The sequence below is a fragment of the Ruegeria sp. AP7 genome, from assembly GCF_056539905.1.
Window position 1 is genome coordinate 175,210 of record NZ_JBQFVT010000008.1, and the last position, 13,417, is coordinate 188,626.

The following is a 13,417-nucleotide window of genomic DNA, read 5'->3' on the forward strand; positions in this document are numbered from 1 at the left end:
TGCGGGAAACACTGGCATTCGCTGGTTAAATAAACCTTACGCGCTTGAAAATAATATGGTTTTTCCAGAAGAATGCCCATGATATGAGCGGTTTAGTGGCGGAGACGAAGTCAGTATAAATAATCCTGCAGGTCTATGTTAAATATATAATAAATTGAGCTATATTGAATATATACCACGATAAATGCCACACAACGATCGATTTCAAGCGAGGCACAGTGAAAGGTGTCATATGACAGAATGTTGGTAAAGCAATTTAGCAGACACTCAAACAGATTGCAGCAAACGACTGCTTTGAGCCCACTTTGATCAGTGCTTCACGGTGCCCCAATGAGCGTACTGCGGACTAAGCCGACATTAGGAAATCGAGCGATTCATGCATATCCGGTGTCATAAAGCCCGCGCTCATGCTATCCGTCGCAAAAAGGTTTCGGCTGTCGTGACATGCTTGTTTTTGACTTCTGGCGACATGCGTCCCGCCGTACGGCACATCATCGCCCATCGAGGATTGCCAGCAAGTCTGTCGGTGTGTTTCAGAACGAATCGCCAGTAAAGGCCGTCCCATATGTCGGACCAAGGCCCTTTGCCCCAATGGCTCATTTTGCGAACGTAGTTTGAACCGGAAAAGTACGGTTTGGTGGTGATTAAACCGCCATCGGCATGCTGGCTCATCGCGTAGGCATTTGGAACCATTACCCAATCATAGCTGTCGACGAACATTTCCATGAACCAGCGATAGACATGGTCCGGATCAATCTCACACAGAAACATGAAACCGCCCAGTACCATAAGGCGTTCAATGTGATGGCAATACCCGGTTTTGAGTACCCTTTTGATCGTGTCGTCCAGCGGATCAATACCAGTGGTTCCATCATAGAAAGAGCGGGGTATGGGGCGGTGATGGCCCCAATGATTTGTTGTTCGCATCTGCACACCAATGTCCTCATATGTCGCGCGCATGAACTCGCGCCAGCCAATGATCTGCCGGATGAATCCTTCTACCGAGTTCAGGGGAATGCTCTTTCGATCCGCGTGCGCGAGGGCCGCATCCAAAACTTGTTTGGGCGTCAACAATCCTATGTTCAAAACAGGCGTGAGAACGGCATGCCATAGCCAGTTTTCGCTCTCGACAATGGCGTCTTCATAGTCGCCAAAACGTTCGAACCGCCGCTCCAGAAACTGCGCTAGCCAATCGGATGCAGCTTTATGTGATGTCGGATAATATAGCGTTTCCAGACTGCCCAGTGCATTTGGAAAATCAGCTAGAACGCTCGCTTTTGCGGCTTCATCAACTGCATCATGGTCAGGCCAGTCGATCCGCGGCAGGCTATCCAACAGCGCTTTGGGAACTTTTTTGCGGTTTTCTTCGTCAAAGCTCCACTGTCCGCCAGTCGGTTGACCGCTTTCCATTAACACGTTCAAGCGCCGGCGTTGGCTTTTGTAGAACTCGGCCATGAGCCAACGTTTTCGACCTGCAGACCAATTCATATTGTCGGCCCGCGTATTCAGAAAGCCGGGTGATGGCTGGATATCAAGCGTGATTTCGGTATTGCTAGCCGCCGCGCGAAACCGTCTTTCTGCAATGAAGTCTACAGGATCAGCCATAACTATTCGGCTGACACCGCAATCGCGCAGACTTTGAAACAATCGCAGACATGCGCCCGGTTGCCGCTCAAAGGGCCATATCGTGACATCAAGTCCCTTGGCGACCAAGCCGTTGCGATAGCGCGCCATAGAAGCGCGGTGCAGCCAAAGCTTTTGCTTGTGCATCGTGGCTGGATAATGCGCATCGCCAAAGAACAGCGGATCCTCGAAAAGCACAGCAGCGTCTGGCTGGGCGACCAGACCCGGGTGTTGGGCAAACAATTGGTTGGGGAGTAGTAGGGTGGCAGTGGACACGGGTTAAAGTCTTCGTTGGAAGGGCAGGTTCAATTGATCCAAGAGCAATGGGATCTTCTTTCGAAGGCCGAAGTATCCGGCTCTTGCATGAGGCCACGTTATCGCGTCGTACGGCCGCATTATCCTGATCAATGATAGACCTGCATCTCTCAATAAGGGTTCCACACGATCCAATCGTGACCGAGTGGGGCCAACAGGCGAGTAGGCTGTTGCAATGGTCGTGACACGCGCATTTCGCGCTGCCTCGATCAGCGGACCACACCAGTCGTCGGCCGATTTTGCGGGTTTTTCGTAGGGTTCAAGGGCGCTGCTGATCGCGCCCTTGGCAAAGTCTTTTGCGGCGTCTCCCATCGGGTTTGGAGACCGGCCACGCGTCGCTAAAAGCCCGATCGCGGTAGCAGGCGATGTCGGCATTACGCTTTCACCTGACAGATCATCCTCCGTCAACAGCAACAGATAAGGACAGTCTGGGGGTGAGCGCGGGCTCGAAAGAGGAATGAGCGGGTGATCTACTTGCTCGGTCATCGGTTCTGCAAATTCGGCGAGGCCTTTTGGTTGAAACCGTCCTTCAGTGTATTTGGCAATATTGTCAGGTCGCGCGAGGTAGGTTTTGCCTTTCGTGTGCAATCCGCCAACCCACCGCCAGCTCAGCGTGTTCGATGAGGGATCGCCATCCAGCAAGTGTCGCAAAAAGAAATCTGCCCCAAGCTGCCACGGCAAACGAAGCGTAAAAATCCAAATTGAAGCAAACCACATGCGCGTATGATTATGAAGGTAGCCAGTCGCCACCAGTTCCTGAGCCCAATGATCAAAACAGTCGATGCCTGTATTGCCCTTAACGGCTTCATTGAAGCGGATCTCTAGGCCTTCGTCATTTGCTAGCCGCTCACAAGCGCTCAACAAGTCCCGCTGATATAGTGCCCAGACGCTGGGCCTTTGTTCCAGCCAGCCCTTGAAGTACGTGCGCCAAAACACTTCTTGCACGAACTTTTCTGCCACGTTGAAACCATGCACGGCCAGTACCGTTGCCAGAACCTCTTTCTCCGTTATCAAACGGTGGCGCAGCCACGGCGACAAAGCTGATACATTGCAGCGTCGCTCGGTCCCAAAATCGTAATTCCGCGTAGTTGTATATTGCCGCCCAGTGCGGCCAACGAACTGCTTCAGCCTTTCCAGACCAGTGGTACGTGTAGGTTTGAAGCTGATCGTTTCTTTCGCCTTCGCGAGTTCTAGAAATTTCTCGGTCATGCAGCCGACCTGCATTTTTTTGAGCAGTATTTCACTTCATCCCAAATGTTTTCCCATTTCTTGCGCCAGGTGAAAGGGCGCTGACAGACCGGGCAGATTTTTTGCGGCAAATCGACTTTCTTCCACATTTTCATGACCGCTCCCCCAAAGGCAGGGCGAGTTGCTTTTGATCTTGAGACGCCCGCGGGCCTCTGCGAGCATTCGGTCTTGTCTTTCGGCTTGCGTGTTTTGTCGCGATGGCTCGTGCTTTGGTGCGAAACTCCGCACTTCGGCGGACGCCCCAAACCCGCTCGCGCGCGGCCTTGGCTGCCGCGAGATGGTCAAAAACTGGCCCTGGATAGAGCTTTCCAAGGATTTGCTTCGCGTTTTGAGCTTTCCAGGGTTCGTGGATGTGCTGATCCGCGATTTGGGATAACTCCGGCACCCATGTCCGAATGAACAACCCTTTTGGATCCTGATCATGGCCCTGCTTAACCGGATTATAAATCCGCACAGTATTGATGCCAGTAGTGCCTGATTGCATCTGTACCTGGTTCCAGTGAATGCCTGGTTCGTAGTCAGTAAACATGCGCGCTAAATGCTCCCCCGGGGCCTGCCAATCCAGCCAGAGATGATAACTCGCCGTGGCCATCACCATTGCGCGCATCCGAAAATTGAGCCAGCCGGTCGCTTGCAACGACCGCATGCATGCGTCGAAAAAGGGATACCCGGTTTCGCCGTTGGACCAAGCAGCCAAGAGTTCAGCATCTGGTGCCGTGGGACGAAGACCGTCGTATAGCCGATGCAGGTTTTCAAACTCAATCCGAGGTTCATCCTCAAGTTTCTGAATAAAATGGCAATGCCAATGCAATCGGCCCGAGAACGAGCGAAGCGATTTGCGCCAGTCCTTTGCATGCGGCGGCAATCTGCGTCTTTGCTTTTCAGTAGCTTGCGAAACCTCGCGCATCGAAAGCGCCCCCCAAGCCAGGTAGGGCGATAGCCGCGAACACGCAACGGCCCCCTCCAACGGGCTGGACATTTCGCGTTGGTATCTTTTGCCACGGTGGATCAGAAAGCTGTTCAAGCGTTCCAAACCCGCAGTTCGCCCACCGGCTTGACGACTCGTACATGAATCGTTCCCCAAGCCGAGGTCGCGCCCAGTGGGAATATATCCTGGTTCTATGCTGATATGCTCTAGCGCAACTGGTGAAGAAATGGGCAGAGCCATAAATCTATCCCAACGTTCCGCCCAGCCGTCACGGGATTTGAGCCTGCGAAAAACGCCATGGTTCTGAACTTCGTGCCACCGTACAGCATGATCCCTGCACCATGCAGCGACCTGGCGGTCCCGCTGATACGTCCAACTATTTCCTGTTTCCTCGTGTGACCAAAGGACGTCAATTAGACCACGGTCTTTCAACTCGGAAAGGACCGACACAATTTGCCCGGTGCGAACAACAAGTGGCTGGCCCAGTTTCCCGAGCTCTTTTCGTAAACCAGCGATTGTCTCAGCAACAAAATCCCACTGGCGTTTTGAAGCGTCGCGTTGCTGCCAAAGCTCTGGTTCAACCACGTAGAGTGGCAGAACTGGCCCGACCTCAGACGCTTGCGCTATTGCCGGATGATCATTTACCCGTAAATCCCGTTTGAACCAAACAACCTGCACGACACCTCCGTTCTTCAAGTATTGTACGTGTGGCCGCAAAGAATGGATCTTTGTTCCAACCTCCTCTCCATTCCGCTGTCGACGCAGCCTTTGCACCGGCGCTATCGGCCTTTGGCACTCGAAGGTTGGAAGTTTCCGCGAACTCACTGATGAGCGTCTGGCCTGAAGAAGGAGACCTAGCCGAAAGTGACATAGTTGTTGACGACTCTGAGCCCAAAAACACGATGCCCAGAACCGGATAGACCAGCTTTATTTTGTTCGAATTCTGATTTCTGAGTACAGGTTAAGAAAAAGACCACCACAACGATCTGTATGCCACCATGCACCTCTGGCGCCATTGGCGGCGAACCCCAGAACATCCGCCCCCAAAGCACCGTTAATGGGAGAAAGCTAAATTTAAACCGAACCATCCAGTTTGCGTATCGAAATCGGTAATCTAGGCTCATGCAGCATATAGCCTCGCCGATCATTCGATACGGAAACCACTGAATTTTCTGCCATAGTCATTCTTTTGTGCAGGCGATTTTTAAGTACTCTTCGGCAATCATCGATGTAACTAACAACCTCGCGCCTCATTCAACATATTTGCTGGTACGCCTGCAATTCCAGCGAAGCTGCCGATAAGTCTAAATTGCAGCATTCCAAGTTGCGGCTTCATAGCGCATCTGTGCGCCACAGCTGCCCCCTCTTTTCTTTGGTTTTTGCGCTAGCTCATACAAATGTAGCGGCGAAACCCAAGAGGTATGGGCAAACAAAATGTACAAAACGGATAATGCTGAGGTTGCACTCAATTCTGATGACACCGATCAATCCCTTACTACGGTATACTACGACGGATCATGCGCGCTTTGCTCCGTTGAGATCGGGCATTATGCTTCTTGCCTAGGCGCTGAACACCTGCGGTTTGTCGACGTTTCAGAACCCAATGCTCTTATTGGTCCAAATCTAACGCGACAAGAAGCGATGGATCGATTCACTGTGCGCCGACCAGATGGAGAACTTGTGACCGGTGCGCGCGGGTTCACGGAACTCTGGGGTGCTTTACCCAAATGGCGTTGGCTGGCACGCGTGGCAGGCTTACCGGGGGTAACGCCTCTGCTAGAACTTGCATACCGGGTTTTCCTGCCCTTAAGGTCAACGCTTTCGAGCATAGCGTCTTGGTTTGGAGCGAAGCCAGATAACAGGACGAGTTCGTCAACATGATCAACCTAGACTATGGCTATTTCCAAAGGCGGGATTAGCCCGTCAATAACTTCCTCGAATCCGCACTTCGCAACATTCGCGCCTTATTCACGCTTCGTATTGGGTTGGTCACGCTGATCAGTGACACAGGTTTGTTATTGTTCGGCTTGTTGGTTTTGCGTGAATAGTGATCGTTCAGGTGGTGTACTTTTCGAGAAGGGTCCTCACAGGCAACGAAGCCCTCAATCGAGTGGCCAACAAGAATATCCCTCCAATCTTTCGCTGAAGGTAAAGAGCTTCCATTGGCATTTGGGGTGGGACATACCCGGCCGCGGCCAAAGCCATACCCTCTTTGTTCAAGTGGTTGGAGAGCGTTTTGTCAGCAAAATCAAACTCCTTCGCAGACAGGATTGCGTCGAAAACGCTACGTATCATTCCGAGGATCCTGTTGTCGAATGGGCCATCACCTTCAATAAGCTTCATATGGATGGCAGCGTTACGAAGATCTGGGTCATCCTTACGCAAGCCTGCACGCAGCAGACGTAAATAACCGTCTATTGCAGAGGATTGCAGTGCTCGGGTTGCGCCAAAGTCCAAAAGACCAATCTTGCCATTTGACGGGTTGTATCGGTAGTTGGCGAAGTTCGGATCGCTTTGCATGATACCGAACTCGAAAACCTCACGCAGCGTGAGCTGGACCAAGGCGTCGGATACTCGATTGCGTTCCTCACTGGGCGCATCACTCACCGTTTCGATTGGGCGCCCTTCCAGGAAGGACATCGTTAGAACTTCGGGAGTGCTCCAATCCGGAAAGTGCTCCGGGATTTCAAATGCTTCATCATTTTGCAAGAGGTCAGCAAAATGGCGCAGGTGCTGTCCCTCGCGTTCATAATCGGTTTCTTCATGCAGTTGACTGCGCGCCTCTTGGATATACGGATCCAGATCAAAGCTCTTGGGAAGCAAACCTGAGATGCGAACCAGAGCAGCAACATTGGCGACATCGCTGTCGATACTGCGCGCGATACCGGGATATTGCACTTTGATCGCCACATCGCGCCCGTCTTTAATAGTTGCACGATGTACTTGCCCTATGCTTGCAGCCGCTACAGGCCTAACATTGAAAGCTTTGAAGGATTTTCGCCAATCTGGACCCCAGGCTCGATTCAAGACATCACGCAATTGTTTAGGCGGCATGAAATGTGCCTGATCTCGTAAACGCGCCATGATGTCAGCCAGTTCAGACGGCAAGACCTCACCTGCATCCATCGAAATCAACTGACCCACCTTCATCGCGGCCCCTCGCATACGCGCAAGCTGATCCGCGATTCGTGTCACGTTGCCGGGTGTCATCAACAATCCACGCATATCGGGTCGCGCACCGCGACCGATCTCTCTTAGGGCGCGTGCTGCCATGTTCCCCGCAATGCCTGCCGTCATGCTGCTCAAACCGGCAACCCGGACCAAACGGCTTGTAGGAACTGCCAAAGGGGTTGGCGAGGATTTAGGGTCGGTCATCAATACTCAACAAAATTCCGTGCCCGGAGCGCCTTTTATTCGACCCTTCAAGTTTTCGGTGACCCAGCCTCCATAGAAGTCCCCGGTTTGCGGGATCACCCGGTATTCACCAACAAAACAAGCGTCCATAAGTCCGGCGTAAAAGGCGAGATAGCCCTTAATTTGTTCAAATCTGGTGGTTGGTGCAGTATAACTCCACGCAGCTTTCTTAGCCTCGGCTGCCCCGCTTTGAACGTCCCAGTAGCTCGCAACACCCTTCCACTCGCAGAATGATCTACCCGAGGCCTTTGTCAGAACGGCATCAATGCCTTGCGGCGGAATATAATACGTGGGGGCGTGATGGGTTTCGAGAACCTGAAACGCCTGATCGGTTTCCACGATTGTTTGACCGCCGAGCTCTATCCGTACGTTAAGGGGAACTGCACGAAGCGCAGGTGGCCGCGGATAGTCTTGGACGTCTTCAGTTTTCAAAGCTGTCATTACGGATTCGGATAGAGTGTTCGCCTAGTCCTTTGGTGAGCTAGCGCGCCGAGGGAGTTTTTCTAGCGTGAAAGCTTTCAACACATTGCAGGCGAACTTGTACCACGATGGTAACGGGTGTGAGCTTTGTTCTGGCGGCAGCATTGCTGAACCAAATTTACAGCTATTACCGCTGCCGTAAGGCTCCTGAGTCTACCAGTTCGTCAACAGTTTACTCATGCGTTCAAGGCCAAGGTCTAGGTTGGCAGCGGCACCTCCTCCAACACCCAAGCGGATGTGGTTCTGCATCCCGTACGACGAGCCCGGCAAAAGAAATGTCCGATAGGGATTGGCGAGCAAACGTTTGGCGAACACATCGCCATCAATCCCGTCGAGTCGTGCTAGACCAATCAATCCTGCCTGAGGTTTGACCCAATCGAGGCTGGGTTGATCGGCAACAAACCGATCCAGGCGTTCCAGCGTTTTCATCCCAGCTGCTCGTGCAGTTTTTATAGCCTGATTATATCGGTCAGGCCTCAAGGCGATTTCGGCAATGACTTCGCCGAGTATATTCATAATTTCGCTCGAGTTTTCCCGCAGAATAATAGCGTCCCAAATCAGATCTGGATCACGGCATATCATCCAGCCGGTGCGTAGCCCCTGGAGCCCCAGTGCCTTGGAAACGCTGCTCGTCGTGATACCCCTAGGATACAAACCGGCAATCGAAGGGGCGCGGGATCCGACCCACTCCAATCCTGCATAAACCTCGTCAACAACCAGCCATGCGCCGACACGATCTGCAATTTGAACAAGCCTTTCCAGCTCTGCTTGGGTCATCAACTGCCCGGTGGGGTTATTGGGGTTGGTTATAAAGATGAGCCGCGTGCGTTCTGTTACTGCCGCCTCAACTTCGTCTAGCGGCAATAACCAACCAGCACTCTCTTCTCGGTCGATAACTTTGAGCGTCGCGCCGACTGCCTCTGCCAATACTCCCACTTGTGGCCAGCCCGGGCGTTCCGTTACGACTTCATCGCCCGGTTGGACCAGTTGCATGAATGCAAGATAATTGGCTTCTGCTGCGCCGGCGGTGATCAGGACGTTGTCTGGCTTGCAAACAGCAGACAAGCCGGCGCGGTCCAAGACATGTCGTCGTAAAGCGGGCAGGCCCCGAAAGCTCTTTTGGTTCCAATCCAACGGCAGCGCAGGATCCAGCGCATCCATGAACTCACCCAAACGCGGCGACTCGGACAAGGAAAACCCAACGAAAGCTTCTGGATCCGCTTCCGTGGTATCCAGTAGGTACTGAAAGAGTGTGTGTATCTTGACTTTCATGCTTTACTCAAAATCTTTGTAGTCAATCAGGGAGATAGTCTGTGCAAGCAGAGGGATTTGTCAAAGGTCGACCGATTGACCTTGCGGTTTTGGACTACGGGCTGTTCAAGGTCCATTCCACTGGCCGCATCATAGGAATCTGCGGGTTTCTGATCCGGACAGATTTGGGAGAAGCAATACTCATCGACACTGGATTTCCTGAAAAATACGCCATTGATACCGACGCCGCGGTCAAAGAAGATCGTTTGTTCGAGTTTGGCGAAGTCCTGAAATGTGAGCCAGATAATCTGCCACGCGCACAACTGGCAAAACTCGGACTCATTCCGTCGAATATTACGTTGCAGATTTGTACGCACACCCATATCGACCACATCGGTGCTTTGGGTGACTTTCCAGGCAGTCCAATTCTTATCTCTTCTGCGGAGCGAGCCTTACCTCGCCCCTTGTATTGGGGCGACATGCGGCCTTTGGAATGGCCCGATCAGGATTATCTCTTGGTTGACGGCGACACAGAGATTGGGCCGGGTATCTTCGTTTTGATGGCACCCGGTCATGCGCCTGGCCAGATCGCGGTAATGGTCGATCTTCCGTCGGGGCCGATTTTATTAACCAGTGATGCGATTTCCCGACCAGCAGAAATCGACGAGAAATTTGCCGGGTCTTGGGACGAAGATGCAGCGATTGCCAGCGCAGACAGGTTGATGCGTCTAGCATCCGAGCGAGATGCCTTTGTAATCTATGGGCATTGTCCAAAGCAGTGGCCTGTTCTGAAAAAAGCACCAGAAGTCTACAGATGATCCCACCCCGTGAACCACTATCCATAAATGCAACGGTGCGCCTAGGAGTTATCTGACGTCGCGCCCTTGGTTCAGAATAATCACATTCCCACTGGAAACATCACCGGCCGGCGAAATGAGAAAACCGACCCAAGAGGCGATTTGCTCAGGTAGCATCGCACGACCATGCGGCATGGCACTAACGGCTTTCTCCAAGACTTCCTCAGTTAATACATTGAACAACGGTGTCTCAGTCATGGCAGGAGCCAGAGAATTCACACAGATCTTTTCCTGTGCGTATCGACGGGCGAGATCTTTCGTAAGAGTATCTAACGCCGCTTTTGACGCCCGGTAGTGCGGAGGGTCGAACACATCGAAATTGTAAGCTCCGTTCGACGAGATATTTACAATCTTTTTGATGCCTTCGCGTTCCAACATCAACTGAACCGCCTGCTGGCAACAGTAGAACGCAGAGTTGAAGTTGATTGTCATCTGCTGTTCGAGTTCTTCGGGCGGAATGTGCGGGAAGTCAGACATGTAGCAGGTGCCCGCGTTATTTACCAAAGCATCCAGACCGCCATACGCTGACCTAATTCCATCAAACGTATGAGCGGTAGCAATGGGATCCGTTAAGTCAACGCAGATAGGCGTGAAATCCGAACCCAGTTCTGCCGCAAGTTCGTCTAGTCGCTCTTCACTGAGGTCCAAACCAATCACATGAAACCCATTTGTCCGCAATTGGCGACAGATGGCCTGACCCATCCCTCCCGCAGCGCCGGTCACAACCGCTGTTTTCATAATCACTCCTCCAACCATGGCCGTATCTGGGGTACTGTGAACTAAAAAATTCGCAACCCTTTGATCCGAAAGCGGTGAAAGTCAATTCTCTTCGAATTTGGTTCACGTCCGCTGAGGGCTCAAGCTCGATTTCGCAAAGTCCACTTTCCGCGCGTTTCTAACATTCTTCTGCCCAGATGCTGCGTAGTAGCGAATTGGAGCTTCGTCCGCACAGCGTTCATTCAGGTGTAGTGCCGGGAACGTCTGTTTCGAGTCACAAAGCTGAACCGAACTCAGAAGCACCCCGGCACAATATTAGAAGCCGAATTTGCTTGGCTACATGGTATGATCTAGGCTTTGAAGAATGAGCCAAAACCTAATTGACGTTGATTTAGCCGGAATGCCAGCGCCACATCCGATGGAAGTCAAGGGAACCGATTTCCCGCTTGTCGTAGCAGGGAACGGTGAACCGATACTTTTTGTGCATGGCGCATGGGCCGATCACCGCATCTGGTGTGGTCTTTGGAAACCTATATTCCGGCACGCGAAATTCTTGGCCTACACTCAACGTCATTTTGGCAATTGGAACTGGCCTGATGAGAAGCCGTACGCGCGGCGTATCCACACGGAAGACCTGATCAACCTGCTGGAAGTCCTCGAGTACCCGGTGCATCTCGCCGGTTGGTCCTACGCAGGTGGTATTCTCTTGCGCGCCGCCGCAACCATTCCCAATAAAGTCCTCTCTTTGAACATCTTCGAACCCTCGTATGAGTGCGAGCCGCCAATAGAGAAAGGCCCGCTAAAGGAAGCGCGCGAGGTCGCGTGGAAGGGCTTGGAGCCCGCCTATGCTCTCGCCGAAAATGGCGATCTCAAAGCGGGCATGCGTACCGGCCTTGAAGCGGTCTACAGCATGCCATCCGGCGGTTTTTTTGACTTACATCCAGATTTCCAAAAGGTTCACTTAGAGAACTGCCATACAATGTTGCCGGATCTTCATGCTGAGCAGGCCAAGCCTTTGTCTGCAAAGGAGTTTGCTCAGATTACGTGCCCAACATTGATTATGTTTGGAGAAAACTCGCTCGATCAATATCGACTTATGGCCGAGCAAACGGGCGCGAGCATTGACACAGCAAAGTTGCAGATGGTGGACGGTGTCAGCCACGGCGCGCCTGTCACACGCCCGGACTTACTGGCAGAAGCAATAACACAATTCGTTTTGAACATTCCGACTGGCACGATCGGTGATTGAATAGTTCGACGGAGTTAATGTCTGCTTTGTCCGCACAGCGATCATTGATGCACTACGTAGCGAAAGACTGCTGCGAGCCCACTGCGGACGCTGTGGCGAGGCTGTCGGGAGGCTGTCATTTGGTGCGAAGAGTGCTCTATTGGGTTCAGAAAATTGTTGATGCTACGCTGACTTGATTTGGAAGATGCATGACCAACTTTGATGACTTTGATAAGATGGAGCGCGAAGGCTGGGCCAATCCAGCTATCGCTAAAGGTTACGCAGATGGGTTCAACCGAGCTACGCTCCTTGTTGCGGAGAGGCTTTCGGACGCGGTGTCGGCTGGACCAAAGCTAACAGTTCTTGATTTATGCACTGGGCATGGTGTTGTCGCTGCAGAGCTTTCGACAAGAGGCGCTTCTGTAACTGGGCTCGACTTTTCTGCGGCCATGATATCCCTTGCTCAGACTGCTGTGCCAGGCGCTTCCTTCATTCGAGGGGATGCGATGTCGATGGACATTGCCGATAACAGCTTTGACGCTGTCACTATTGGTTTTGGTGTACCGCACTTCCCCGATCCTGAACGCGGCTTGGCGGAAGCGGCAAGGGTATTGAGACCAGAAGGGCGTATCGCGTTTTCAATCTGGAAAGGGAAAGGATCAGATGGTGCATTCGGTTGGTTGTTCGATGCGGTTGGACGACTGGGCGACCCCTCTGTAACACTACCTTTTGGACCAGATGCTCATATGCTTGCCAACCGTTCTTCTGCTGAACCTATGGTCACCAATGCGGGATTTGCAGAGGTTCAGTTGTTCGATGTGCCGTCTGAATTGTATGTACAGCAACCTGAAGATTTGTTTGATGCATTTGACCAAGGTGCCGTTCGCGCGGCATCACTGTTGGGATCGCAGCCAGCTATGAAGCGAGATTCAATTCGCTCTGATTTGGCAGAACGTACTCGCACTCTAGGCACCAGGAACAATGGCGGTTTTCTTGTTCCGGCTCCGTCTGTCATCATTTCAGCCGTTCGCCGCTGATTTTTTCAAACCTTTGGTGATTACGCACGCTCTCCGAGCGGCAGCTTTGTCCACTTACAGCAGACGTTCGCCCAAACTCTACGAGCGACCGCTTCGAGCCCATAATTCCAGATGCTGCATCTTGCACGAGTGACTTCGAAGCACTGATTGCCACCGTTGGCCTGCCAAAGGACGGCCCAAACCGGCCTTTGGCTGCCACACTCGGTTGCTGCGTTGCAGCCCGTCAAAGCTGATGGGGTGGATGGCTCCTGCTCCAACCGGCGTCGCGATGCGCCATATTGCAGGTGTCTATGTCTGCTTTCTGAGAGGAGCCACCCCA

The 13,417-nt window shown here is 52.4% G+C and carries 12 protein-coding genes; 4 read left to right on the forward strand and 8 right to left on the reverse strand.

Annotated elements, in window-relative coordinates:
* Nucleotides 1-405: 405 nt before the first annotated feature.
* The 4 genes from ACR0KN_RS15405 to ACR0KN_RS15420 are packed head-to-tail and all read right to left on the reverse strand — an operon-like array spanning nt 406 to nt 4,792.
* Nucleotides 406-1,899, reverse strand: coding sequence for a cryptochrome/photolyase family protein (locus ACR0KN_RS15405; RefSeq protein ID WP_480654770.1), 1,494 nt, complete (start codon nt 1,897-1,899; stop codon nt 406-408).
* A 3-nt stretch (nt 1,900-1,902) separates the two neighbouring features.
* A complete protein-coding gene (locus tag ACR0KN_RS15410) occupies nt 1,903-3,147 on the reverse strand; it encodes an FAD-binding domain-containing protein (RefSeq protein ID WP_480654772.1) in 1,245 nt (414 codons plus the stop codon).
* Nucleotides 3,144-3,281 carry a DUF2256 domain-containing protein gene (locus tag ACR0KN_RS15415; protein ID WP_480654774.1) on the reverse strand — a complete coding sequence of 46 codons (138 nt, stop codon included), beginning with the start codon at nt 3,279-3,281 and terminating at the stop codon, nt 3,144-3,146. Before ACR0KN_RS15415 ends, ACR0KN_RS15410 begins: the two co-directional genes overlap by 4 nt.
* Complete coding sequence (locus ACR0KN_RS15420; protein WP_480654776.1) at nt 3,278-4,792, reverse strand: FAD-binding domain-containing protein; 1,515 nt, start codon at nt 4,790-4,792, stop codon at nt 3,278-3,280. The genes ACR0KN_RS15415 and ACR0KN_RS15420 overlap by 4 nt, the downstream gene beginning before the upstream one ends.
* A gap of 756 nt (nt 4,793-5,548) precedes the next feature.
* Between ACR0KN_RS15420 and ACR0KN_RS15425 the strand changes: the two genes are divergently transcribed.
* Nucleotides 5,549-5,995, forward strand: coding sequence for a thiol-disulfide oxidoreductase DCC family protein (locus ACR0KN_RS15425; RefSeq protein WP_480654778.1), 447 nt, complete (start codon nt 5,549-5,551; stop codon nt 5,993-5,995).
* Nucleotides 5,996-6,169: 174 nt separating this feature from the next.
* Here ACR0KN_RS15425 and ACR0KN_RS15430 read toward each other — a convergent pair whose 3' ends face one another.
* The 3 genes from ACR0KN_RS15430 to ACR0KN_RS15440 form a co-directional block, all read right to left on the reverse strand.
* On the reverse strand, nt 6,170-7,411 hold the full coding sequence (locus tag ACR0KN_RS15430) for an ABC1 kinase family protein (protein ID WP_480654780.1): 1,242 nt from the start codon (nt 7,409-7,411) through the stop codon (nt 6,170-6,172).
* Between the two features lie 84 nt (nt 7,412-7,495).
* On the reverse strand, nt 7,496-7,969 hold the full coding sequence (locus ACR0KN_RS15435) for a DUF427 domain-containing protein (RefSeq protein ID WP_480654782.1): 474 nt from the start codon (nt 7,967-7,969) through the stop codon (nt 7,496-7,498).
* 192 nt (nt 7,970-8,161) lie between these two features.
* Nucleotides 8,162-9,169 (reverse strand): pyridoxal phosphate-dependent aminotransferase, encoded by a 1,008-nt coding sequence (locus ACR0KN_RS15440; protein WP_480654784.1) that lies wholly within the window; start codon nt 9,167-9,169, stop codon nt 8,162-8,164.
* 152 nt (nt 9,170-9,321) lie between these two features.
* On the opposite strand from ACR0KN_RS15440, the gene ACR0KN_RS15445 reads away from it, so the two are divergent.
* Nucleotides 9,322-10,077 carry an N-acyl homoserine lactonase family protein gene (locus ACR0KN_RS15445; RefSeq protein ID WP_480654786.1) on the forward strand — a complete coding sequence of 252 codons (756 nt, stop codon included), beginning with the start codon at nt 9,322-9,324 and terminating at the stop codon, nt 10,075-10,077.
* A gap of 48 nt (nt 10,078-10,125) precedes the next feature.
* Here the strand turns inward: ACR0KN_RS15445 and ACR0KN_RS15450 are convergent, their stop codons facing one another.
* The gene (locus tag ACR0KN_RS15450) at nt 10,126-10,872 is read right to left on the reverse strand and encodes an SDR family NAD(P)-dependent oxidoreductase (protein ID WP_480654788.1); all 747 of its coding nucleotides are present in this window, start codon (nt 10,870-10,872) and stop codon (nt 10,126-10,128) included.
* 379 nt (nt 10,873-11,251) lie between these two features.
* On the opposite strand from ACR0KN_RS15450, the gene ACR0KN_RS15455 reads away from it, so the two are divergent.
* A complete protein-coding gene (locus ACR0KN_RS15455; RefSeq protein ID WP_480654798.1) occupies nt 11,252-12,082 on the forward strand; it encodes an alpha/beta fold hydrolase in 831 nt (276 codons plus the stop codon).
* A 188-nt stretch (nt 12,083-12,270) separates the two neighbouring features.
* Nucleotides 12,271-13,098, forward strand: coding sequence for a class I SAM-dependent methyltransferase (locus tag ACR0KN_RS15460; RefSeq protein ID WP_480654790.1), 828 nt, complete (start codon nt 12,271-12,273; stop codon nt 13,096-13,098).
* The last annotated feature ends 319 nt before the right edge of the window (nt 13,099-13,417 follow it).

Bases quoted from the DNA above. Each gene is read 5' to 3' on its own strand.
- ACR0KN_RS15410 (WP_480654772.1), bottom strand. From the start codon at position 3,147: ATGACCGAGAAATTTCTAGAACTCGCGAAGGCGAAAGAAACGATCAGC.
- ACR0KN_RS15415 (WP_480654774.1), bottom strand. From the start codon at position 3,281: ATGAAAATGTGGAAGAAAGTCGATTTGCCGCAAAAAATCTGCCCGGTC.
- ACR0KN_RS15425 (WP_480654778.1), top strand. From the start codon at position 5,549: ATGTACAAAACGGATAATGCTGAGGTTGCACTCAATTCTGATGACACC.
- ACR0KN_RS15430 (WP_480654780.1), bottom strand. From the start codon at position 7,411: ATGACGGCAGGCATTGCGGGGAACATGGCAGCACGCGCCCTAAGAGAG.
- ACR0KN_RS15435 (WP_480654782.1), bottom strand. From the start codon at position 7,969: ATGACAGCTTTGAAAACTGAAGACGTCCAAGACTATCCGCGGCCACCT.
- ACR0KN_RS15440 (WP_480654784.1), bottom strand. From the start codon at position 9,169: ATGGATGCGCTGGATCCTGCGCTGCCGTTGGATTGGAACCAAAAGAGC.
- ACR0KN_RS15450 (WP_480654788.1), bottom strand. From the start codon at position 10,872: ATGGTTGGAGGAGTGATTATGAAAACAGCGGTTGTGACCGGCGCTGCG.
- ACR0KN_RS15455 (WP_480654798.1), top strand. From the start codon at position 11,252: ATGGAAGTCAAGGGAACCGATTTCCCGCTTGTCGTAGCAGGGAACGGT.
- ACR0KN_RS15460 (WP_480654790.1), top strand. From the start codon at position 12,271: ATGACCAACTTTGATGACTTTGATAAGATGGAGCGCGAAGGCTGGGCC.